The organism is Paracoccus alkanivorans, assembly GCF_003697785.1.
GTDB classification, from domain to species: Bacteria; Pseudomonadota; Alphaproteobacteria; order Rhodobacterales; family Rhodobacteraceae; genus Paracoccus; species Paracoccus alkanivorans.
The window spans coordinates 308,275-328,728 of the sequence record NZ_QOKZ01000002.1 but is presented as its reverse complement, the minus strand read 5'-3'; the positions used below and the strand labels follow the sequence as shown (position 1 = coordinate 328,728).

General features: G+C 63.2%; 19 protein-coding genes. 6 read left to right on the top strand and 13 right to left on the bottom strand.

Annotated features, from left to right (window positions below):
• The first annotated feature begins 140 nt into the window (after positions 1–140).
• Positions 141–509, top strand: a complete 369-nt coding sequence (locus tag C9E81_RS06270; RefSeq protein WP_122111450.1) for a DUF2852 domain-containing protein — start codon at positions 141–143, stop codon at positions 507–509.
• 41 nt (positions 510–550) lie between these two features.
• On the opposite strand, the gene betC is transcribed toward C9E81_RS06270, so the two are convergent.
• The 9 genes from betC to C9E81_RS06225 all read right to left on the bottom strand — a co-directional run bounded on the left by betC (position 551) and on the right by C9E81_RS06225 (position 8,081).
• Complete coding sequence (gene betC, locus C9E81_RS06265) at positions 551–2,044, bottom strand: choline-sulfatase (RefSeq protein WP_279432704.1); 1,494 nt, start codon at positions 2,042–2,044, stop codon at positions 551–553.
• Positions 2,041–2,985, bottom strand: coding sequence for a choline ABC transporter substrate-binding protein (gene choX / locus C9E81_RS06260; RefSeq protein ID WP_122111828.1), 945 nt, complete (start codon positions 2,983–2,985; stop codon positions 2,041–2,043). The genes betC and choX overlap by 4 nt, the downstream gene beginning before the upstream one ends.
• A gap of 73 nt (positions 2,986–3,058) precedes the next feature.
• The gene (locus tag C9E81_RS06255) at positions 3,059–3,934 is read right to left on the bottom strand and encodes a 3-hydroxybutyryl-CoA dehydrogenase (RefSeq protein ID WP_122111448.1); all 876 of its coding nucleotides are present in this window, start codon (positions 3,932–3,934) and stop codon (positions 3,059–3,061) included.
• A gap of 170 nt (positions 3,935–4,104) precedes the next feature.
• Positions 4,105–5,031, bottom strand: a complete 927-nt coding sequence (locus tag C9E81_RS06250) for an electron transfer flavoprotein subunit alpha/FixB family protein (protein WP_122111447.1) — start codon at positions 5,029–5,031, stop codon at positions 4,105–4,107.
• Positions 5,031–5,789: an electron transfer flavoprotein subunit beta/FixA family protein gene (locus C9E81_RS06245; RefSeq protein WP_122111446.1), complete on the bottom strand. Its 759-nt coding sequence runs from the start codon at positions 5,787–5,789 to the stop codon at positions 5,031–5,033. Before C9E81_RS06245 ends, C9E81_RS06250 begins: the two co-directional genes overlap by 1 nt.
• A gap of 111 nt (positions 5,790–5,900) precedes the next feature.
• Complete coding sequence (locus tag C9E81_RS06240; RefSeq protein WP_122111445.1) at positions 5,901–6,473, bottom strand: cob(I)yrinic acid a,c-diamide adenosyltransferase; 573 nt, start codon at positions 6,471–6,473, stop codon at positions 5,901–5,903.
• Positions 6,473–6,673, bottom strand: coding sequence for a twin transmembrane helix small protein (locus C9E81_RS06235; RefSeq protein WP_122111444.1), 201 nt, complete (start codon positions 6,671–6,673; stop codon positions 6,473–6,475). The genes C9E81_RS06240 and C9E81_RS06235 overlap by 1 nt, the downstream gene beginning before the upstream one ends.
• Before the next feature lie 24 nt (positions 6,674–6,697).
• On the bottom strand, positions 6,698–7,516 hold the full coding sequence (locus C9E81_RS06230) for an SDR family NAD(P)-dependent oxidoreductase (RefSeq protein WP_122111827.1): 819 nt from the start codon (positions 7,514–7,516) through the stop codon (positions 6,698–6,700).
• A 4-nt stretch (positions 7,517–7,520) separates the two neighbouring features.
• The gene (locus tag C9E81_RS06225) at positions 7,521–8,081 is read right to left on the bottom strand and encodes an SH3 domain-containing protein (RefSeq protein ID WP_122111443.1); all 561 of its coding nucleotides are present in this window, start codon (positions 8,079–8,081) and stop codon (positions 7,521–7,523) included.
• Positions 8,082–8,279: 198 nt separating this feature from the next.
• Between C9E81_RS06225 and parC the strand changes: the two genes are divergently transcribed.
• The gene (gene parC, locus C9E81_RS06220; RefSeq protein WP_122111826.1) at positions 8,280–10,502 is read left to right on the top strand and encodes a DNA topoisomerase IV subunit A; all 2,223 of its coding nucleotides are present in this window, start codon (positions 8,280–8,282) and stop codon (positions 10,500–10,502) included.
• Between the two features lie 27 nt (positions 10,503–10,529).
• Here parC and C9E81_RS06215 read toward each other — a convergent pair whose 3' ends face one another.
• Positions 10,530–12,140: an NAD(P)H-hydrate dehydratase gene (locus C9E81_RS06215; protein ID WP_122111442.1), complete on the bottom strand. Its 1,611-nt coding sequence runs from the start codon at positions 12,138–12,140 to the stop codon at positions 10,530–10,532.
• Positions 12,141–12,295: 155 nt separating this feature from the next.
• Between C9E81_RS06215 and C9E81_RS06210 the strand changes: the two genes are divergently transcribed.
• The 3 genes from C9E81_RS06210 to C9E81_RS06200 all read left to right on the top strand — a co-directional run bounded on the left by C9E81_RS06210 (position 12,296) and on the right by C9E81_RS06200 (position 16,496).
• The gene (locus C9E81_RS06210) at positions 12,296–12,634 is read left to right on the top strand and encodes a P-II family nitrogen regulator (RefSeq protein WP_122111441.1); all 339 of its coding nucleotides are present in this window, start codon (positions 12,296–12,298) and stop codon (positions 12,632–12,634) included.
• A 72-nt stretch (positions 12,635–12,706) separates the two neighbouring features.
• Positions 12,707–14,113, top strand: a complete 1,407-nt coding sequence (gene glnA / locus C9E81_RS06205; protein ID WP_122111440.1) for a type I glutamate--ammonia ligase — start codon at positions 12,707–12,709, stop codon at positions 14,111–14,113.
• Positions 14,114–14,336: 223 nt separating this feature from the next.
• Complete coding sequence (locus C9E81_RS06200) at positions 14,337–16,496, top strand: OmpA family protein (protein WP_166461831.1); 2,160 nt, start codon at positions 14,337–14,339, stop codon at positions 16,494–16,496.
• A 161-nt stretch (positions 16,497–16,657) separates the two neighbouring features.
• Here C9E81_RS06200 and C9E81_RS06195 read toward each other — a convergent pair whose 3' ends face one another.
• Both C9E81_RS06195 and C9E81_RS06190 read right to left on the bottom strand, forming a co-directional pair.
• A complete protein-coding gene (locus C9E81_RS06195) occupies positions 16,658–17,530 on the bottom strand; it encodes a phosphoribulokinase (protein WP_122111438.1) in 873 nt (290 codons plus the stop codon).
• Between the two features lie 15 nt (positions 17,531–17,545).
• Complete coding sequence (locus tag C9E81_RS06190) at positions 17,546–18,535, bottom strand: class 1 fructose-bisphosphatase (RefSeq protein ID WP_122111825.1); 990 nt, start codon at positions 18,533–18,535, stop codon at positions 17,546–17,548.
• A 138-nt stretch (positions 18,536–18,673) separates the two neighbouring features.
• Between C9E81_RS06190 and C9E81_RS06185 the strand changes: the two genes are divergently transcribed.
• A complete protein-coding gene (locus C9E81_RS06185) occupies positions 18,674–18,964 on the top strand; it encodes a LysR family transcriptional regulator (RefSeq protein WP_122111437.1) in 291 nt (96 codons plus the stop codon).
• Between the two features lie 378 nt (positions 18,965–19,342).
• Here the strand turns inward: C9E81_RS06185 and C9E81_RS06180 are convergent, their stop codons facing one another.
• A complete protein-coding gene (locus C9E81_RS06180) occupies positions 19,343–20,365 on the bottom strand; it encodes a hypothetical protein (protein ID WP_122111436.1) in 1,023 nt (340 codons plus the stop codon).
• Positions 20,366–20,454 lie beyond the last annotated feature (89 nt).

Below are 20,454 nucleotides of genomic sequence, written 5' to 3'. Positions count from 1 at the left end.
TCTCTGATTGCCCGGAACAAAAATCGAAAGACGGCTCTTGACGTGGGCATCGCCATGCCCATCTATGTAAATGTGATTAACATTAACATGAGGGGATCACAGAAATGCACGGTGCTTCGCACAGCTTGCCCAATTACCACATGCCGCGAAATGCGGGTTTGGGACCGTTCGGACGGGCGCGTGACTGGCTGGACGAACGCGGCAAAGCCGCCTGGATCATCGCCATGATCCTTGGTTTTGTCGCTTTCTGGCCGGTCGGGCTCGCCATTCTCGCCTATATGATCTGGAGTAAACGCATGTTTGGATGCAGCAAACGCAGCTACCGCAGCCGGTATCACGCGATGCCGACCGGGAATACCGCCTTCGACGCCTATCGCGAGGAAACGCTGAAGCGGCTGGAGGAAGAACACAGCGAGTTCATGGACTTCCTGCAGAAACTGCGCGAGGCCAAGGACAAGGCGGAGTTCGACCAGTTCATGGAACAGCGCGAGACCAAGACCGATAACTGATCGGAGCTGATGAACGGGGCCGGGATGACCGGCCCCTTCGCTTATTCCCCGCGCGGGAATCTCTGGCTCTCTTCCAGAACATTCAGATCCATGTGGTTGCGCATGTAACGCTCCGACGCCTGCATGAGCGGCTGGTAATCCCAGGGATAGTAGGAGCCGTTCCGCAACGCCTCATAGACGATCCAGCGCCGGGCCTGAGACTGGCGCACCTCGGCGTCATAGGCGGCCAGATCCCAACGCTCACCCGCCATGTCCCGCAAGCGCTCCAGGGTATCGGCATGGTTCGCATCACCGGCCAGGTTGCGCCGCTCATTCGGGTCTGTTTCCAGATCGAACAGCATCTCGGGATCGGCCGCGCAGGCGATATATTTCCACCGCCCGTCACGGATCGCGACCAGTGGCGCGATACTGCCTTCCGCGGCATATTCCATCGGCACCGGTCCGCGGCTGGCCCCGCCATCGGCCAGCGATACCCCATCGGTCCATGGCGCGATCCCGTCCATGGGCAAACCCGCAAGATCGCAGAGCGTCGGCAGGACATCGATGGTGCTGACAGGCCGATCGACCCGGCCCGGTGCCATGGAAGGAGCCGAGATCATCAGCGGCACCCGCGCCGAACCCTCGTAGAAGCTCATCTTGAACCACAGGCCACGCTCGCCCAGCATATCGCCGTGATCGGACACGAACAGGATGATCGCTTCCTGCCCGGTGGTTTCCATCACGTCCAGGATCTCGCCGATCTTGTCGTCGATATAGCTGATATTGGCGAAATAGCCCCGGCGCGCGCGGCGGATATGATCCCCGGTGATGTCGAAGGCGCGCCAGTCCGACGCATCCATCAGCCGCTGCGAATGCGGATCCTGATCCTCGTATGCGACAGGCTCGGGCGGGGTCAGCTCGGGCGCGTCCTCATAGAGGTCCCAGTATTTGCGCCGCGCGACATAAGGATCATGCGGATGGGTGAAGCTGACCGTCAGGCACCAGGGCCGCTCATCGGCCCCGCGAGCAAGATCATACAGTTTCCGGCAGGCGTTATAGGCGACCTCGTCGTCATATTCGAGCTGGTTGCTGATCTCGCCCACGCCCGCGCCCGTGACCGAGCCGAGATTGTGATACCACCAGTCGATCCGCTCGCCCGGCTTGCGGTAATCCGGGGTCCAGCCGAAATCGGCGGGATAGATATCGGTCGTCAGCCGTTCCTCGAAACCATGCAACTGGTCCGGGCCGACGAAATGCATCTTGCCCGACAGGCAGGTCTGATAGCCCGCCCGGCGCAGGTGATGCGCATAGGTCGGGATGTCCGAGGCGAACTCGGCGGCATTGTCATAGACCCGGGTGCGCCGTGGCAATTGCCCCGACATGAAGCTGGCGCGGCCGGGCGCGCAAAGCGGGCTGCCGGTATAGGCATTGGCAAAGCGCGTCGAACGCCCGGCCAATCGCCGCAGGTTGGGAGTATGCAGGAAAGGGGCGGGGCCGTCAGGGAACAATACCCCCGACAGCTGATCAGCCATCAGGATCAGGATATTCGGTTTCACTCTGCCACCGCTGCCATCAATGCATCTTCTGCCGGTTCGCCTTCCAGCGTGGTCACGCCGTCCAGCCATGGTTTGACTGCCTCGGGATTGGCCGCGATCCATTCTTTCGCCGCGTTCTGTGCGCCCATACCGTCATCGAGAATCTTGCCCATCAGGACATTCTCCATGCCGATGTCGAAGGTCAGCTGACCGAACAGTTTCGCGGCATTGGGGCAGGAGGCAGCCCATTCCTTGCGCGCCAGCGTATGCACGGTCGCGCCGCCGAAATCCGGACCGAACTGTTTGTCGCCGCCCGAGAGATAGGTGATCTCGATCGCCTCATTCATCGGATGCGGAGCCCATGCAAGGAAGACCGTGGGTGTGCCCGCGTCCTGATTCCTGCCCACCTGCGCCAGCATCGCCTGCTCGCCGCTTTCGACCAGCTCCCAGTCTCCGAGCCCGAATTCATCCGCCTCGATCATCGCCTGAATGGACTGGTTCGCGGGGGCGCCGGGCTCGATGCCGTAGATCTTGCCTTCAAAAGCGTCCTTCTGTGCGTCGAGATCGGCGAAATCGGCCACGCCCGCATCGGCGCCTGCCTTGTTCACGGCAAGGGTGAATTTCGCGCCTTCAAGATTCTGGACCAGTTCCTCGATATCGCCGGTCGCGTCCAGGTCGTCGCGGAATTTCTGCTGCGCGGGCATCCAGTTGCCCAGGAAGACATCGGTCTGGCCGTTCTTCAGTGCTTCATAACCTACCGGAACGGAGAGGGTGGCGATGTCGGGCGTATAGCCAAGCGCCGACAGGACGACCGCAGCGACGCCATTCGTGGCGGTGATATCAGTCCAGCCCGGATCGGACAGATGCACCGTGCCGCATGTCGCGGGATCATCGGCCATCGCAGGCATCGCCGCACCAACCGTCAGGATCAGCGCGGCACTCATGCGTTTCAGAATAGGCATTGGTTCACTCCTGTCGGTTTTTGATTGACTGTCCAATCAATGACAGATTCCCGGCAGGATTTCATCCAAAAAGTTAACGCGTCGGAACGGGGCTTTCTCCGCGATAATCGTAAAAGCCGCGGCCGGTCTTGCGGCCCAGCCAGCCCGCCTCGACATATTTGGTCAAAAGCGGGCAGGGGCGGTATTTCGTGTCCGCGAGCCCGTCATGCAGCACGTTCATGATCGCAAGGCAGGTGTCGAGCCCGATGAAATCGGCCAGTTCCAGCGGCCCCATCGGGTGATTGGCGCCCAGTTTCAGCGATTCGTCGATCGATTTGACGTTCCCCACGCCCTCATAGAGCGTATAGACCGCCTCGTTGATCATCGGCATCAGGATCCGGTTCACGATGAAGGCCGGGAAATCCTCGGCTGAGGCCGCGGTCTTGCCCAGCTTGCCGACGACCTCGTGCAGCGTCTTGTAGGTTGCCTCATCGGTGGCAATGCCGCGGATCAGTTCGACCAGTTGCATGACCGGGACCGGGTTCATGAAATGGAAACCCATGAATTTCTCGGGCCGGTCGGTGCGGCTGGCCAGCCGGGTGATCGAGATCGACGAGGTGTTCGAGGTCAGGATCGTGTCGGGCTTCAGATGCGGGACGAGATCCTCGAAGATCGCTTGCTTGACCGTTTCGCGCTCGGTCGCGGCCTCGATCACCAGGTCGGTCTGGCCAAGATCGGTCAGGGTCAGCGTGGTCGAAATCCGCCCCATCGCGGCCTTCTTGTCCTCGGCGCTGATCTTTTCGCGGCTGACCTGCCGTTCCAGGTTGCGGTCGATCAGCGCGATGGCCTTGTCCAGCGCATCCTGACTGATGTCGTTGAGCAATACGTCATAGCCCGCCAGCGCAAAGACATGGGCGATCCCGTTGCCCATCTGCCCCGCTCCGATCACGCCTACCTTTTGAATCGCCATGTCCGCCTCTCTTGTCTGATCGCCGCGACGATAGGGGGAGCGGTTTCCTGTCGCAATGCAAAACCGCCTCCGGGATGGCCGGAGGCGGTGAGGGTTTGCCGGGGAAAGGGGCTCTGCCCCCGCCGCGCATCGCGCGGCTCCCCCGAGGTATTTTCACAAAGAAGAAGCTGCTACAGCTTTTCGGTCAGTTCCGGGACGACGCTGAACAGGTCTCCGACGAGGCCGTAATCGGCGATCTGGAAGATCGGGGCCTCCTCGTCCTTGTTGATCGCGACGATGACCTTGGAGTCCTTCATCCCCGCGAGATGCTGGATCGCGCCGGAGATGCCGACGGCCACGTAAAGCTCGGGCGCGACGACCTTGCCGGTCTGGCCGACCTGCCAGTCATTCGGGGCATAGCCCGAATCGACGGCGGCGCGGCTGGCGCCGACGGCGGCGCCCAGCTTGTCGGCCAGCTTCTCGATGATCGCGAAATCCTCCTTGGAGCCGACACCGCGGCCACCCGAGACCACCCGGCCTGCCGAGGTCAGCTCGGGGCGGTCGCTTTCGGCGACCTCGTCGGCAACCCATTTCGACAGGGCGGGATCGTCGGCCGGTGCGACTTCCTCGATGGGCGCCGGGCCGCCTTCGCCTGCCGCGTCAAAGCTGGCGGTACGCACGGTCAGAACCTTTTTGGCGTCCTTCGATTTCACCGTCTGGATGGCGTTACCGGCATAGACCGGGCGCTCGAAGGTCTCGGCATCGATGATGCCGGAGACATCCGAGATGATCATCGCATCCAGCAGTGCGGCCACGCGCGGCATGATGTTCTTGGCATCGGTGGTCGCAGGGGCGACGATATGCTCGTAATCGCCCGCGAGGCTGACCAGCAGTGCCGCCGTGGGCTCGGCCAGGCGGTGGCCGTAGCGTGCATCCTCGGCAACCAGCACCTTCGATACGCCGTCGATCTTTGCCGCTTCCTGCGCGGCATCCCTGGCGGAGGCCCCGGCGCAGAGCACCGTCACCTCGCCAAGCGCCTTGACCGCGGCCACGGCCTTCGAGGTGGCATCGACGCTGAGTTCACCCCCGGTGACTTCTCCAAGCAACAGAACAGCCATTACACGACCCCCGCTTCTTTCAGTTTCGCAACCAGCTCGTCGACCGAGCCGACCTTGATGCCGGCCTTGCGGCCCTCGGGCTCGCGCGTGCCGGTGATTTCGAGGCGCGGGCTTACGTCGACGCCGTAATCCGCCGCCGTCTTTTCATCCAGCGGCTTCTTCTTGGCCTTCATGATATTGGGCAGCGAGGCATAGCGCGGCTCGTTCAGGCGCAGGTCGGCGGTGACGATCGCCGGCAGCCTGACCTCGATGGTCTGCAAGCCGCCGTCGACTTCACGCGTGACCTTCGCCGCCTCGCCCTCGATCTCGATCTTGGAGGCGAAGGTGGCCTGGGACCAGCCCAGCAGCGCCGAGAGCATCTGGCCGGTGGCGTTCATGTCGTTGTCGATGGCCTGCTTGCCGGCGATGACCAGCTTGGGCTGTTCCTCGTCGATCACGGCCTTGAGGATCTTGGCGACGGCCAGCGGCTCGATATCCTGGTGCACGTCATCGGCGGCGACCACAAGGATGGCGCGGTCGGCGCCCATGGCAAGCGCGGTGCGCAGTGTCTCGGCCGCCTGCTTGACGCCGATGGACACGGCGACGACCTCTTCGGCCACGCCCTTTTCCTTCAGGCGGATCGCCTCTTCCACCGCGATCTCGTCGAACGGGTTCATCGACATCTTCACATTCGCCAGATCGACACCCGATCCGTCCGCTTTCACACGGGCTTTCACGTTGTAGTCAATCACCCGCTTGACCGGCACGAGAACCTTCATCGGCCTCTCTCCCTTATTTGCGTCTTCTGTCGAGGGGCAGTGTTATCGACAGATTTTGGGGATTTACAGCATAAAAACGCCTTTCGACGCGACGTTTGCGGCTGTCATCCGCTAACGGCTGGCGCCCGGAACCCAGAGGATATCCTCGGTGCCGCCGCCATTCGCCAGACGCGCGGCCACGAAGAGCCAGTCGGATAAGCGGTTGAGATAGCGGATCGCCGCGCCATTGACATCGCCTCCCTCTGCCAGCGCGGTTGCGCAGCGCTCGGCCCGGCGGGCGACGGTCCGTGACAGGTGCAGATGCGCGGCCAGCACCGTGCCACCGGGCAGGATGAAACTGCGCAAGGGCTGCAGATCGGTGTTCATCTCGTCGATCTCGCGCTCCAGCCGCTCGACTTGCGACTGGACGATTCGCAGGACCGGATAGCCTGCCTGATCATCGGCATCCAGGTTCGGGCGCGCCAGGTCGGCGCCCAGGTCGAACAGATCGTTCTGGATCACCGACAGCCTTTCCGCCAGCTTGTCCGAGGCATGAAGGCGGCACAGCCCGAGCGTCGCATTCAGTTCGTCCACGGTGCCATAGGCATCGACACGGCGGTCATGCTTGGCCACGCGGCTGCCATCCGACAGCGCCGTGTCGCCCTTGTCGCCGGTGCGGGTATAGATCCTGTTCAGAACGACCATCAGGAAGACCTCATCCAGATAAACAGCATGATCAATGCGATGGCGACCGCCTGCGCGATGATCCGCCAGCGCATCATCCGGTTGCCGTGCTTGCGGTTGAACTCGCCGCCACGGGCGAAGCCGCCGATCCCGGTTGCCAGGATGGCCAGAACCACCAGCCCCGCGAGGATGACGAGAAAGAAGAGGGGCTTGTCTTGCATGGGAACCGCCTTTCGCGGGCAAGCCTAGCTGCGGCGGGCGAACCAGTCCAGTGCGCGGGTGGGCAAAAGCCTGCGGCCGATCCCGGAAATCCATGTCGGTGCCGTGACATAATAGCGCGGGGCGGGATTGGCCGCCGTCAGCGCGAGCAGGATCCGGTCGCTGACGGCAGAGGGCGGCAGTTCGAACCGGTCCTTGCCGCTTGGTTCATAGAGCCGCCTCAGCAGGCTGGCGCGATACTCCTGTGCCCTTGCGCTGTCCTGCCAGTTCACCCATCGCTCGAAATGCGGAATGGCGTTTTCGCGAATCCTGCTGGTGATCGGGCCGGGCTCGATCAGCACCACCCCGACGCCGGTTCCGCGCATTTCCAGCCGCAGCACGTCGGTCAGCCCTTCCAGTGCGAACTTGGTGGCCACATAGGGGCCGCGCCACGGGATGCCCACCAGTCCGAGGACCGAGCTGATATTGACGATCCGCCCGCCATGCTGTCGGAAATGCGGGATCAGCCGGACTGTCAGATCATGGGTGCCGAAGAGATTGGCCTCGAAAATCGCGCGCAGGGCGCCGCGCGGCATGTCCTCGACCGCGCCGGGCAGGGCGAAGGCGGCATTGTTGACCAAGGCGTGCAGGGGGCCATCCGCCAACACCCGCTCTGCCAGTTCCGCCACGCTGCCGGGATCGGCAAGTTCGAGGTGGTGGCACTGCATTCCCTCGGCCCGGCGGGCGGCGATATCCTCGTCCTGGCGGCAGGTGGCGACAACCTGCCATCCCTCGGCCTGCATCCGTCTTGCCGCATCAAGGCCGATGCCCGAGGAACAGCCGGTGATGAGAACCCGCTTCGTCATGCCGTCAGGGGGCATCGGGAGACAGGAATTGCCCGGACATGTAGCCGATGCGCCCATCCGTATCGCGGATATGCACCCAGTCATCGCCGGTGGGGCCAAGGGCTTCGACCGCCGTGCCGCCATCCAATGCGCCGATCACCCGGTCATCGGTGGAAGGACCGGAGCGGAAGTTCACCCTGGTGCCGGTGACATAGAGGATCGGACCTTGGGTGTCGTCGGGTAACGCGGCGGGTTCTGGCACCTCGTCCGCATATTCGGGGGATGGCTGCAGTTCGGGGCCGGGAAATTCCTGCACGCGCTCGGGGGTTTGCCCGGTGGCCTGAACCAGATCGGCGGGTGGTTCGCCATCCGCGCCGCTCGATTCGGGTATTTCGGATTGTTCGGCGGGAGCGTTTGAAGGATCGGCGGGTGGGTCGGGCGGAGCTTCGGACGGTTGTTCCTGCGTTGTCTCTTGCCGGTGTGGCGGTTGCTGCCTTTCCGCCCGCAGATTGCCGCTACCGAAGGTCGAGAGCACGATGAAAATGGCTGCCAGGGTAGCTGCCAGTAAAAACGTCAATCTTGTCATTCCGCTGCCATCGTCCCTTGCCGGCCTTTCGGGCCATTTACCGTATTTGCGGTTCCAACGCCACGACGACGCAGGATGTTCCCGCCGAAAGAACCACGCCACGTTAACCACCCAAGCGGGCGGGCCGGGGAATGATCGGTCGCCGCCGGGATGATTTTCATCTGGACCGTCGGCGCGCGGACGCCTATCCAATGCGACATGTCAGACGATCTGCCCATCGACCCCGAACAGAACACTCAGGCCGAGCCGCTCAGCCGCGCCATCGGCGAGCGCTACCTGACCTATGCGCTGTCCACGATCATGAACCGCGCCTTGCCGGATGCCCGCGACGGGCTCAAGCCGGTGCATCGCCGCATCCTTTACGCGATGCGCGAATTGCGGCTGGCTCCGAATGGCGCTTTCCGCAAATCTGCCAAGATCACCGGCGACGTGATGGGCAATTACCACCCGCATGGCGACGCGGCGATCTATGATGCCATGGCGCGCCTGGCGCAGGATTTCGCCATGCGCTACCCGCTGGTCGACGGGCAGGGCAATTTCGGCAATATCGACGGCGATAATCCCGCCGCCGCGCGTTATACCGAGGCGCGGCTGGCGATGGCGTCAGAGGCGCTGATGGACGGGCTGGCCGAGGATTCGGTCGATTTTCGCCCCAATTACGACGGCACCCTGACGGAACCCGTGGTGCTGCCCTCGGCATTTCCGAACCTGCTGGCCAATGGTGCTTCGGGAATCGCGGTGGGGATGGCGACGAATATCCCGCCGCATAACCTGCACGAGGTGATCGACGCCTGCCTGCACCTGATCAAGACGCCCGAGGCGCGCGACGACACGCTGGCCGGGATCATACAGGGACCGGATTTTCCCACCGGCGGGGTAATCGTCGAAAGCCGCGAATCGATTGCCGAGACCTATCGCACCGGGCGCGGGGCGTTTCGCGTTCGCGCCAGATGGGAGCAGGAGGATCTGGGCCGTGGCCAATGGCAGGTCGTGGTCACCGAGATTCCCTATCAGGTGCAGAAATCCAAGCTGATCGAACGGCTTGCCGAATTGATCCAGACCCGCAGGATCCCGATCCTTGCCGATGTGCGCGACGAATCCGCCGAGGATATCCGCATCGTGCTGGAGCCGAAATCGCGCAGCGTGAACCCGGATCAGCTGATGGCGGCGCTGTACAAGGTCAGTGACCTGGAGGTCCGCTTCAGCCTGAACATGAACGTGCTGATCGACGGGCGGGTGCCGAAAGTCTGCAGTCTCAAGGAGGTTCTGCGGGCCTTTCTGGATCATCGCCGCGAGGTGCTGCTCCGGCGGGCGAATTTCCGGCTGGAAAAGATCGCCGCGCGGCTGGAGGTGCTGGAAGGCTATCTGGTCGCCTATCTGAACCTCGACCGGGTGATCGAGATCATCCGCAACGAGGACGAGCCCAAGAAGATCATGATGGCCGAGTTCGGCCTGACCGATGTGCAGGTCGAGGCGATCCTGAACATGCGCCTGCGCGCCCTGCGCAAGCTGGAAGAAATCGAGTTGCGGGCCGAGCGCGACAACCTTCTGGAAGAGCGCAAGGGGCTGGAGGCGATGCTGGCCGACGAGGCCGTGCAATGGGCGCGGATCGCGGACCAGTTGAAAGAGGTGCGGAACCTCTTTGGAAAATCAACGCCGGAGGGGCTGCGCCGCACCCAGATCAGCGAGGCCGAGGATGTCGCGCCGATCGACATGGACGCGATGATCGAACGCGAGCCGCTGACCATCATCCTTTCGAAGATGGGCTGGATCCGGGCGATGAAAGGGCATCAGCCTCTGGATGCCGAGCTGAAGTTCAAGGACGGCGACGGGCCGGGCCTCGCGCTGCATGCCGAGACCACCGACAAGCTGATGGTCTTTGCCTCGAACGGGCGGTTTTATACCTTGCCCGCCAATGGCTTGCCCGGAGGCCGCGGGATGGGGGAGCCGCTGCGGCTGATGGTCGATCTGCCCAATGAGGCCGAGGTGATCTCGGTCTTTCCGTGGCGCGAGGGCGAGAAATACCTGGTGGCCTCGAAAGAGGGCAACGGATTCGTGGTGCAATCGGGCGATATCCTGGCGCAAACCAAGACCGGCAAGCAGGTGCTGAATGGCGAGGCGCTGTTGTGCAGGCCGGTCAGCGGCGATCATGTCGCTGTGGTGGGCGAGAACCGGAAAATGCTTGTATTTCCGCTGGATGAACTGCCCGAGATGGCACGCGGCAAGGGTGTCCGGTTGCAGAAATACAAGGATGGCGGGCTGTCGGACGCGATCTGCCTGACATTGGCTGACGGTCTGAGTTGGCCGATGAATGGCGGCAAGACGCGCACCGAAAGCGACCTGAGCGAGTGGCTGGGCAAACGTGCCGGGGCGGGCCGTATGGCACCACGGGGCTTTCCACGCGACAACAAGTTCGCCTGACGCTATTCCGCGACCGATTGCTGGCGGCTAAAGGCCAAGATCCCGGAATACGCCCGGCAATTGCTCGGGCAGGTCGTCTGCGATCAGGCCGGGGCCGAAACGGCGGGCGGCCCTGGCATGGACGAATGCGCCGAATGCCGCGGCTTCCATCGGCGCAAGCCCGCGTGCCAGAAAACCGGTAATCAGCCCGGCCAGAACATCGCCTGATCCCGCTGTCGCCAGCCACGGCACGTCGAAGGCCGAATGGATACAGGCCCGGCCATCCGGTGCGGCGATCACCGTATCGGGGCCTTTCAGCAGGATCACCGCGCCGCATCGCCTTGCAGCTTCGCGTGTGGCATCGACACGGGAAAAGGCCGGGCCGCGCGCCGATGTTTCGCCCAGCTTTGCGGCAAGGTCGGGAAAGAGGCGCGCGAACTCTCCGCCATGGGGTGTCAGCACGTGATGGCCGGAAAGCGCCCTGGGCCAATCCGGGGATCGCGCCAGCGCCGTGAGCGCATCGGCATCCAGCACGCAGGGGCGTGGCTGCTCCAGCACGGCCGGCAGGAAGGTGACGGCGCGATCCACGCCGCAGCCGGGCCCAATGCAAAGCGCGGATATACGCGGGTCCGTCAGTATCGCCTGCAGACCCGCAGCATGGTCCAGACCGCGCCGCATCAGCGCGTCGGGATATCCGGCATGCTCGGACAGGGCAGGGTGGGGCGGGCAGATCGTTACCAGCCCTGCGCCGCTGCGCAATGCGGCCCGGGCAGTCAGCCTTGCCGCCCCACCATGGCCGGAGGCACCCGCCACGATCAGCGCATGGCCGTAGCTGTATTTATGCCCGGCAGGGCCTTTTGCGGATATGCCCTTGTCCAGGACGGCGCGCGCCCGCTCACGGATAGAGCAGATGCGCCTGTCGGGGATCGGAAATTCCGGCCAGATGGCGCTGAGCGAGGGCGGGCGGCCATCTTCCCGCCAGCGGCGCAGCCCGATATCGGCGATGACCAGCTTGCCGCAGGCGGCCGGCCCCTGATCCAGAAGATGCCCGGGTTTGGGGCTGTCGAAGGCGACTGTCAGTGCGGCCTCCAGCGGGACAGGGCCGGCTCCTTTGCCGCCATTGCCGGAACCCAGCCATCTGCCGCTGTCCATGCACAGGCCCGAGGGGCAATCGACGGTCACGAGGGATGCGCGGCTGCTGCCTCCGGTCATCCGGCCCAGCTTGTGCAGGACTGCGGCGATCCGTCCCTCGGGCGGGCGGGTGAGACCGGTGCCGAAAATCGCGTCGATAAAGACATCGCTTGCAGGAGAATCGTGCAGTTCGGATTCGGTCAGCGGAGCGATGGGGCCGGTTTCCAGCCAGCGCCGCTTCATTTCCGCGGCATTTGCGCCGGGGGTATTGTCCAGCCCAAGGACGCGCAGGCTCCAGCCCGCCTGTGCCAGCAGCCGGGCGATGGCATAGCCGTCGCCGCCATTATTGCCCGGACCGCACAGGACGGTCGCCTGCCCCGGCTTGGGCCAGCGCAGGCGAATCTGTCCCGCGATGGCGGCACCGGCTCGTTCCATCAAGGTCAGGCCGGTGACTTCGCCGCTGTCCATCGCCTCGGATTCGATGGCGCGCATTTGGGCGGCGGTCAGGATTTCACTGCCATATAGCATCGCACTTGCCTATAATATAGCCATCAAGCCTAAAAAATAGGCATGCAGGCCCACAGCATGGTTTCTGCTGCCCAATCCATGGCATGCCGCATTTACCCGCGCCATGAAACCCGCCAATCAGGCTTCAGGCAAGCCGCGAGGAAGGATCAATAGCGATGAAAAAGATCGAGGCGATCATCAAGCCGTTCAAACTGGACGACGTGAAGGAAGCGCTGCAGGAAGTGGGCGTGCAGGGGCTGTCGGTCACCGAAGTCAAGGGTTTCGGACGCCAGAAGGGTCACACGGAGCTTTATCGCGGCGCTGAATATGTCGTCGATTTCCTGCCCAAGGTGAAGATCGAGATGGTCCTGCCCGACGACCAGGTCGAATCGGCCATCGATGCCATCGTGGGGGCCGCGCGCACCGAAAAGATCGGGGACGGAAAGATTTTCGTGTCGCCGGTCGAGCAGGCCATCCGTATCCGCACCGGGGAAACCGGCGACGACGCGGTTTAAGGATAACCGACGACTGTTTCCTGCGCCCGGCCGCGAAGGTTGCCGGGCCGCATCTACGAAGAAAGGGAAGAGATGCAAATCAAAGAGGTATTGAAGCTGATCGAGGACGAGGACGTCGTTTATGTCGACGTTCGCTTCACCGATCCCAAGGGAAAGCTTCAGCATGTGACGCTGGACAAGGATCTGGTGGATGAGGATTTCTTCGAGGAAGGCTTCATGTTCGACGGCAGCTCGATCGCCGGCTGGAAGTCGATCGACCAGTCCGATATGAAGCTGATCCCGGACACCGCCTCGGTCTATATCGATCCGTTCTATGCCGAAAAGACGCTTTGCGTGCACTGCAATGTCGTCGAGCCGGACACGGGCGAGCCCTATAGCCGCGACCCGCGCGGAACCGCCGTGAAGGCAGAGGCTTACCTGAAATCCTCGGGCATCGGCGATGCCGCCTATTTCGGGCCGGAAGCGGAATTCTTCATCTTCGACGATGTGCGCTACTCGGTAACGCCGCAGAAGGTGGCCTACGAGATCGACGCCGTGGACGCGGCATGGAACACCGACAGCGAATACGAGATGGGCAACCAGGCCCATCGTGCCGGTCACAAGGGCGGCTATTTCCCGGTCAACCCGATCGATGCCGGGCAGGATATCCGCAGTGAAATGCTGTCCACGATGAAGCGCATGGGCATGAAGGTGGACAAGCACCACCACGAGGTCGCCTCGGCGCAGCATGAGTTGGGGCTGATCTTCGGTTCGCTGACCGAGCAGGCCGACAACCTGCAGAAATACAAGTATGTCATCCACAATGTCGCTGCCGCCTATGGCAAGTCGGCGACCTTCATGCCCAAGCCCATGAAGGGCGACAACGGTTCGGGGATGCATGTCAACATGTCGATCTGGAAGGACGGCAAGCCGTTGTTCGCAGGCGACAAATACGCCGATCTCAGCCAGGAGGCACTGTATTTCATCGGCGGCATCCTGAAGCATGCCAAGGCGCTGAACGCGCTGACCAACCCCTCGACCAACAGCTACAAGCGGCTGATCCCCGGTTTCGAGGCGCCGGTCCTGCGCGCCTACTCGGCCCGGAACCGCTCGGGCTGCGTGCGGATCCCGTGGACGGAAAGCCCCAAGGCCAAGCGCGTCGAGGCCCGCTTCCCCGATCCTGCTGCGAATCCCTATCTGTGCTTTGCCGCCCTGCTGATGGCCGGGCTGGACGGGATCAAGAACAAGATCGACCCGGGTTCGGCCTCGGACAAGGATCTCTACGATCTGCCGCCCGAGGAACTGGCCGAGATCCCGACCGTTTGCGGCAGCCTGCGCGAAGCGCTGGAAGAACTGGAGAAAGACATGGACTTCCTGCTGGCGGGCGATGTCTTCACCCGCGATCAGCTGGAAGGTTACATGGCGCTGAAATGGGAAGAGGTCTATGCCTATGAGCATACGCCCCACCCGGTCGAGTATCAGCTTTACTACTCGGTCTGATCCAGCGCGGACCAATCGGAAAGGCGCCTCTTCGGGGGCGCCTTTTTCGTTTCGAGGGTCGGCTAGGGCGGGTGATTTCCATGCCGGAATCTCGGAAGGAAACCCGGCATTCCGTCACTGCGGTTTCGAGGGACCTCACGAAAGGGTCATGTGGCTAACTGGAACTGCCGGGCTCGTTGTCGGTTAATGCCGCAGAACGGAATGAAGCATGTGAGGAATGCAGATGCGCCGGATCATCCATAACAGCACCGCTATTGCCGCCTGCCTGTCGCTTTTGGCACCCCATCTGGCGATGGCGGAAACATCGCTTGTCGATGGAGTCGCGCTGGAGCGTGCCGCGAAACAGTCGAAGGCCGGGCAGGAACAGGCCGGGTTTGACGTGATTGCACAAGCCGACACGGAAACCGTATTGCCGGTTGAGCCGGGAACGGCAGAGCAAACGGAAGCCGAAGCTGAAGCCGCAGCGGAAGCCGAGGCGGAAGCTGAAGCTGAAGCGGCTGCCGAGGCCGAAACCGAAGCGGCTGCCGAGGCTGAGGCTGCGGAACCGGTCGAGGCCGAAACCGAAGCGGCTGCCGAGGCTGAGGCTGCTGAACCGGTCGAGGCCGAAACCGAAGCGCCGACCGACAGCACCGCTGCGACCTCCGAAAGCACCGAGTCCACGGACGAGGACGCGCTGGCCGATGCCTTGGCCGAAGAGGAAAAGGCCGCCGAGGAAACTGGGGGAGAGGCCGCTGAAACCGGCGATGCCGCTGCGACCTCCGAAAGCACCGAGTCCACGGAGGAGGACGCGCTGGCTGATGCCTTGGCCGAAGAGGAGCAGGCCACCGAGGAAGCCGGGGGAGAGGCCGCTGAAACCGGCGATGCCGCTGCGACCTCCGAAAGCACCGAGTCCACGGAGGAGGACGCGCTGGCCGATGCCTTGGCCGAAGAGGAGCAGGCCGCCGAGGAAGCCGGGGGAGAGGCCGCTGAAACCGGCGATGCCGCTGCGACCTCCGAAAGCACCGAGTCCACGGACGAGGACGCGCTGGCCGATGCCTTGGCCGAAGAGGAAAAGGCCGCCGAGGAAGCCGGGGAAGAGACCGCTGAAACCGGCGATGCCGCTGCGGCCTCCGAAAGCACCGAGTCCACAGATGAGGACGCGCTGGCCGATGCCTTGGCCGAAGAGGAAAAGGCCGCCGAGGAATCCGGGGGAGAGACCGCTGAAACCGGCGATGCCGCTGCGGCCTCCGAAAGCACCGAGTCCACGCATGAGGACGCGCTGGCCGAAGAAGGCGGTGCCGAGACGGAAGCCGCCAAGGAAGCCGCGGCAGCGACCGAGGCTCCGACCGCCGCTGCCCTGACTGCGGAAAGCGGCGAGGGCGAGGTTGTCGAACAGCAGGTGACAGAGGAAAACTCCCGTTCGTCCTCGGAGGACTTCGAGACCAGCCTGCGGGACGCATTGTCCGGCGTGACTGGCCAGGATGGGCAGGAACAGACGGCCAATGCCGATGAGGACGACGACAACAATGACCTGGCCAAGGCATTGTTGCTGGGGGCGGGAGCGGTCGTTGTCGGCTCGATGCTGAACAATAACCGTGAAGTCACGCTCAGCACGCCGGACCGGGTTGTCGTGACGCGTGCCGATGGCAGCCAGGAGGTCATCAAGGACGAAGTCGCCCTGCTGCGTCAGCCCGGCTCGACCATCACGACAGAGAATTTCGACGACGGTTCTTCGCGGACGGTGGTGACTCGCGCCGATGGCAGCCAGGTGGTGACTATCCGCGACGCCGATCTGCGCGTCCTGCGCCGTACGCTGGTTTCGGCCGATGGCAGCTCGACACAGCTTATCGATGACACCGCGGGTGTGGAGCCGGTGGATATTGCCAGCCTGCCCGCTCCGGCCGAGCCGGTAGAAACCGGCGAAGGTCCGCTGGACGAGGAGGAGCTTCGGGCCGCGCTGCTGCGCGAAACCGATATCGACCGGCGCTTCACCCTTGGCCAGATTCGCAATATCGCCGAGGTGCGCGCATTGGTGGCACCGGTCAATATCGATGCCATCACCTTCGAAACCGGCTCTGCGGCGATCAAGTCGGATCAGGCCAAGCAACTTTCGGCGCTCGGCAATGTCATACAGGGCGCGATCAGCGAGAACCCGCGCGAGATCTTCCTGATCGAGGGGCATACCGACACGGTAGGAGATGCGGCCATGAACCTCGCCCTGTCTGATCGGCGCGCGGAATCGGTGGCGCTGGCACTGAGCGAATATTTCGACGTGCCGCCGGAAAACCTTGTCGTGCAGGGCTATGGCGAGCAGTTCCTGCAGGTCCGGGCCGAAGGCGATATCCGTGAGAACCGGCGCGCTTCGGTGCGGCGTATCACCGATCTTCTGCAGACATCCGAGTGACCGGGGCTGCGGCAAGTACCGGAAAAAGAATCAGTGTCAGAACGACGGCGGCCCGGGCAATCTTGCCCGGGCCAAATTTTGGCGAAACCATGTAGCAGCCGAAATCGAAGACGGGGATCAAAGGGCGATCCTTGTGCGCTGCGCGGCAGCGGTGGTTGGATTCAGGCGCGTCTGGCGTCATTGACGAGGCGCAGGATCATCGGCGTCAGGATCAATTGCATGGCCAGGTCCATCCGCGGCCCCGGAATGACGATCGAATTGGCGCGGCTCATCCAGGAACCCTGGATCATCGCTGTCAGATAGGGGAAATCGATTCCCTTCGGGTCGCGGAACCGGATCACGACGAGGCTTTCGTCCGGTGTCGGAATCCAGCGGGCGATGAACGGGTTCGAGGTGTCGACCACCGGCACGCGCTGGAAATTGATATCGGTCTGCGTGAATTGCGGGCAGATGCAGTGCGCATAGGCATGCATGCGGCGTAGGATGGTGTCGGTGACGGCCTCGGTGGAATAGCCCCGGCTGGCCTTGTCGCGGTGGATCTTCTGGATCCATTCCAGGTTGATCACCGGCACCACGCCGATCTTCAGATCGGCCAGTTTGGCCAGGTTGACCTGGTCGTTGACCACCGCACCATGCAGCCCCTCGTAGAACAGCAGATCCGAGTTGTCTTCGAATGGTGCCCAATCGGTGAACTTGCCGGGGGGCGTGCCCCATTTCGCAGCTTCGGCATCGTCATGGACGTAGTGGCGCGTTTCGCCGCGGCCGGTTTCGCCATAGACGCGGAACACCTCTTCCAGCTTTTTCAGCTCGTTGGCGTCATAACTGAAATGGCTGAAGGTCTGGTCACCTGCGGCCTGCCGGCGGGCGAGTTCCTCTTTCATCGCTGCGCGGTCATAGCGATGGAAAGCGTCGCCCTCGATGCTGACGGCATTGATACCCTCGCGGCGGAAGATCTGGTCGAAGATGCCCTTGACCGTGGTGGTCCCCGCGCCGGAAGAGCCTGTGACCGAGATGATCGGGTGTTTCCGGGACATGATTATTCCTTTGGATCAGGCGCGGAACAGGCCGCGATTGCCGAAAAGCGCGGAAACTTCCGGTTCGGGAAGATCGTGACAGGTGGCCAAGCGGTCGACCTTGTCGGGCGTGCCGAAGACGAAGGGGGTGTGGGCATGCAGGCTCGTCGGCACACGCTCCAGCATTCGGCTGATGCCATCGGTCGCCTTGCCGCCGGATTGCTCGACCAGAAAGGCGATCGGTGCGCATTCGTGGATCAGCCGCAATCGTCCCTCGGCATGACCGTCCCGCGCATCGCCGGAATGAAGGAAAATCCCCCCGCGCAAGATGATCCGATGCGCTTCGGCAACCGGCGAGGCGATCCAGCGCATGTTGAAACTCTTGCCGCGCGGACCGTCCATGCCTGCAAGGCAGTCATCGACATAGGCCCGGACCGGTTGCGACCAGTGCCGGTAGTTGGATGCGTTAATGGCGAATTCCACCGTCTTGCACTGACCTGGAAGCGGGGACACCGGCACTTCCCGGAAAATTCCGGCTTTGCGGTCGAGGATGAACTTGCGCAACCCGTCGCCAAGGCTGATCATCAACACGGTTTGCGGCCCATGGATGAAATATCCCGCTGCCACGATATGGTGACCTGCCCGCAGAAAGGTGGCGTCGGGATCGTCTTCGGCGGGTTGGATGCTGAAGACCGTGCCGATTGAGGCGTTCACATCCAGGTCGGAGGAACCGTTCAACGGGTCTATGGCGATGGCAAGATTTCCCGCCGGTTCGACCTCGGCCACTCTGTTTCGCGCTTTCGAGGCATACCAGCGGATGCCAGTGCCGTTCATGGCAGCGCGAAAATCCCTGTCGGCGATCAGGTCCAGAGGTTGCTGCGTATTGCCACCGGTGTCTGAACCGGCGCTTTCCGCAAGGTTGCCTTCCAGCCCATCCATCAAGATGCGGGAGAGCAGGTCGCAGGTCACATCGCACAGCGCAGCGACCGGCTTTTCAAGATGCGCGGGAATTGCCCGTCCGGCCATCTGCTGGATCTGCGCCAAGGACTGAACCTCCCCTTTCAAGCCCGTTGCGCCCCTTTGCTATTCCATTCGGGGCTGATAAGAAATTTTAAAATTGTTCCTGGACCGTAAAAGAAAATTACGTCCTTGCTCGGCAGGATCATGCTGGAACAACTCCGCGCGCTCAGGATGCTGGCCGATCACGGCACGGTTGCGGCGGCGGTAAAGACCGTTGGGCTGACGGCACCTGCCATTCATATCCAGCTGAAAAACCTGGAGGAAAACATTGGATCTCCGGTCGTCGACCGCGAAGGAGGTAGCGGCGGGCTGATGCCGCAGGGCAGGGTCTTGCTGCGTGCCTATGAGCGGATCGAGGTTGCGATAACCCGGGCGCTTGCCGAGGTGGAGGCGCTGAACACTGGTGCCTGCGGCAATTTGACGCTGAGGATGTAACGACATGCAGGTATTTTGCGCCCGAGATCGTCGCGCCGCCAGGGCACGAGATGTCCGGTATCACGATTTCCCCGAAGATTGGCAATCGCGGCGATATCATCCAGGGACTGGCGCGCGGGGGATTCGGCCTGCGCATCATGGGATGCCCCCGCGTGAGCCGCCGGTCGATGCGATATCGCTGCATCCGCATGTCCTGATCGCCCGCCCGGATCACTTCTTGTCGGCCGGGACAGGATCGGGCCGCATGACCTGGTGGAGGAACGCTTCGTCATGCGCGGGCCGGGATCGGGCATTCGTATCCCTGCCCAACGCTTTGCGCCCAGGCTGGAGAGCCGGGATACCGGTCAACAGGCGGAGTATTCGTTGCCGGGCGAGGTGCTATCCCGCACAGATCTGCTGAAGTGCCAGCCATTGCTGATCGTTCAGTAGTGGCTGGGGAGGGGGTGCGTCGCGGAAGGGGTCAGCCTCGATCAACTCCATGACCGAGGTTCCCGTGGGATCGAGAGAGCGGGCGTAAGGGGTGCTTGATATTCCCTTTCTCTCGAAGGCCTCCAGCAATCGTTCATCCTGCGGCGCCGGGGCGGGGCGCCGTAAAAGCTGTTCGCCGTAACCGCGCAGCGCATCCTGGGGCAGGGTGCCAAGCGTCAGCAGTTGCAGCACCGCGCCGGTGCCCGCATATTCCAATGCGTCCAGCAGAAGCACGCGATCCGGCACGGCCATTTGCGCCGCGATCAGGTGACCGGCCGCAGCCTCGGGACCGGGGGCGGTCAGCAGCATGTCGTTGCCAAGCACATAAACCTGTCCGGGCAGGCGGCGCGCACCGTTGACGGGCGCCGGCACGACATGGATTTCCGCCTCGTCGGCAATCAGCTTGGGGGATATCCAGTCCAGCACCGCCCGTCCTGAACTGCGCTCGCAAACTGCGCCGGTGCTGCGCGTGATATCGGCCAGAATGGCCTTGCCGATGGCATGCGCCTGTGCCGGAGGCGCGATCCTGGCGGCATGGCGGGTCAGCGCGTCGGGAAGCCAGACCACGGCTGCCGCAGCCATCAGCAGCGCCGCAAGCAGGGTCAGCCCGCCTCGCAGCCGTCCGGGATGTGCCCGGCGCGAGGCGATGGCGCGCTGGACACGCTCGATCGCCTCGATCATCAGCGGGTCGTCGATCTCCAGCGTCTCGTCCGGCCCGTCCGGATTCGGGCTGTAGACGGCGGGCTGCTTGCCGGGATTGAGACGGATCACGGCAGGGAGCGACCAGTGCGACAGGGGGCGTTCGGATTTCGGATCGGAAAGCGTCAGCGTTGCCTCGCCCACCGAGACGATTACCTCGCGCAGCCGCGCCTCGGGCGTCTCACGCCACGAGCCCTGCGCCTCCAGGCGTTCGAATTCCGTCAGCGCCGTCATGGGATCTGGATATGCCTGTCATTTTCAATGACCATAGCGCGCTGGTGGGGCTGGTCAATGCCCGCGCGCATGGCCATGCGAATGCGGGA

Coding starts and splice junctions, on each gene's coding strand:
- C9E81_RS06270 (WP_122111450.1), top strand. CDS start 141: ATGCCGCGAAATGCGGGTTTGGGACCGTTCGGACGGGCGCGTGACTGG.
- choX (WP_122111828.1), bottom strand. CDS start 2,985: ATGCCTATTCTGAAACGCATGAGTGCCGCGCTGATCCTGACGGTTGGT.
- C9E81_RS06255 (WP_122111448.1), bottom strand. CDS start 3,934: ATGGCGATTCAAAAGGTAGGCGTGATCGGAGCGGGGCAGATGGGCAAC.
- C9E81_RS06250 (WP_122111447.1), bottom strand. CDS start 5,031: ATGGCTGTTCTGTTGCTTGGAGAAGTCACCGGGGGTGAACTCAGCGTC.
- C9E81_RS06245 (WP_122111446.1), bottom strand. CDS start 5,789: ATGAAGGTTCTCGTGCCGGTCAAGCGGGTGATTGACTACAACGTGAAA.
- C9E81_RS06240 (WP_122111445.1), bottom strand. CDS start 6,473: ATGGTCGTTCTGAACAGGATCTATACCCGCACCGGCGACAAGGGCGAC.
- C9E81_RS06235 (WP_122111444.1), bottom strand. CDS start 6,673: ATGCAAGACAAGCCCCTCTTCTTTCTCGTCATCCTCGCGGGGCTGGTG.
- C9E81_RS06230 (WP_122111827.1), bottom strand. CDS start 7,516: ATGACGAAGCGGGTTCTCATCACCGGCTGTTCCTCGGGCATCGGCCTT.
- C9E81_RS06225 (WP_122111443.1), bottom strand. CDS start 8,081: ATGACAAGATTGACGTTTTTACTGGCAGCTACCCTGGCAGCCATTTTC.
- parC (WP_122111826.1), top strand. CDS start 8,280: ATGTCAGACGATCTGCCCATCGACCCCGAACAGAACACTCAGGCCGAG.
- C9E81_RS06215 (WP_122111442.1), bottom strand. CDS start 12,140: ATGCTATATGGCAGTGAAATCCTGACCGCCGCCCAAATGCGCGCCATC.
- C9E81_RS06210 (WP_122111441.1), top strand. CDS start 12,296: ATGAAAAAGATCGAGGCGATCATCAAGCCGTTCAAACTGGACGACGTG.
- glnA (WP_122111440.1), top strand. CDS start 12,707: ATGCAAATCAAAGAGGTATTGAAGCTGATCGAGGACGAGGACGTCGTT.
- C9E81_RS06200 (WP_166461831.1), top strand. CDS start 14,337: ATGCGCCGGATCATCCATAACAGCACCGCTATTGCCGCCTGCCTGTCG.
- C9E81_RS06195 (WP_122111438.1), bottom strand. CDS start 17,530: ATGTCCCGGAAACACCCGATCATCTCGGTCACAGGCTCTTCCGGCGCG.
- C9E81_RS06190 (WP_122111825.1), bottom strand. CDS start 18,535: ATGGCCGGACGGGCAATTCCCGCGCATCTTGAAAAGCCGGTCGCTGCG.
- C9E81_RS06185 (WP_122111437.1), top strand. CDS start 18,674: ATGCTGGAACAACTCCGCGCGCTCAGGATGCTGGCCGATCACGGCACG.
- C9E81_RS06180 (WP_122111436.1), bottom strand. CDS start 20,365: ATGACGGCGCTGACGGAATTCGAACGCCTGGAGGCGCAGGGCTCGTGG.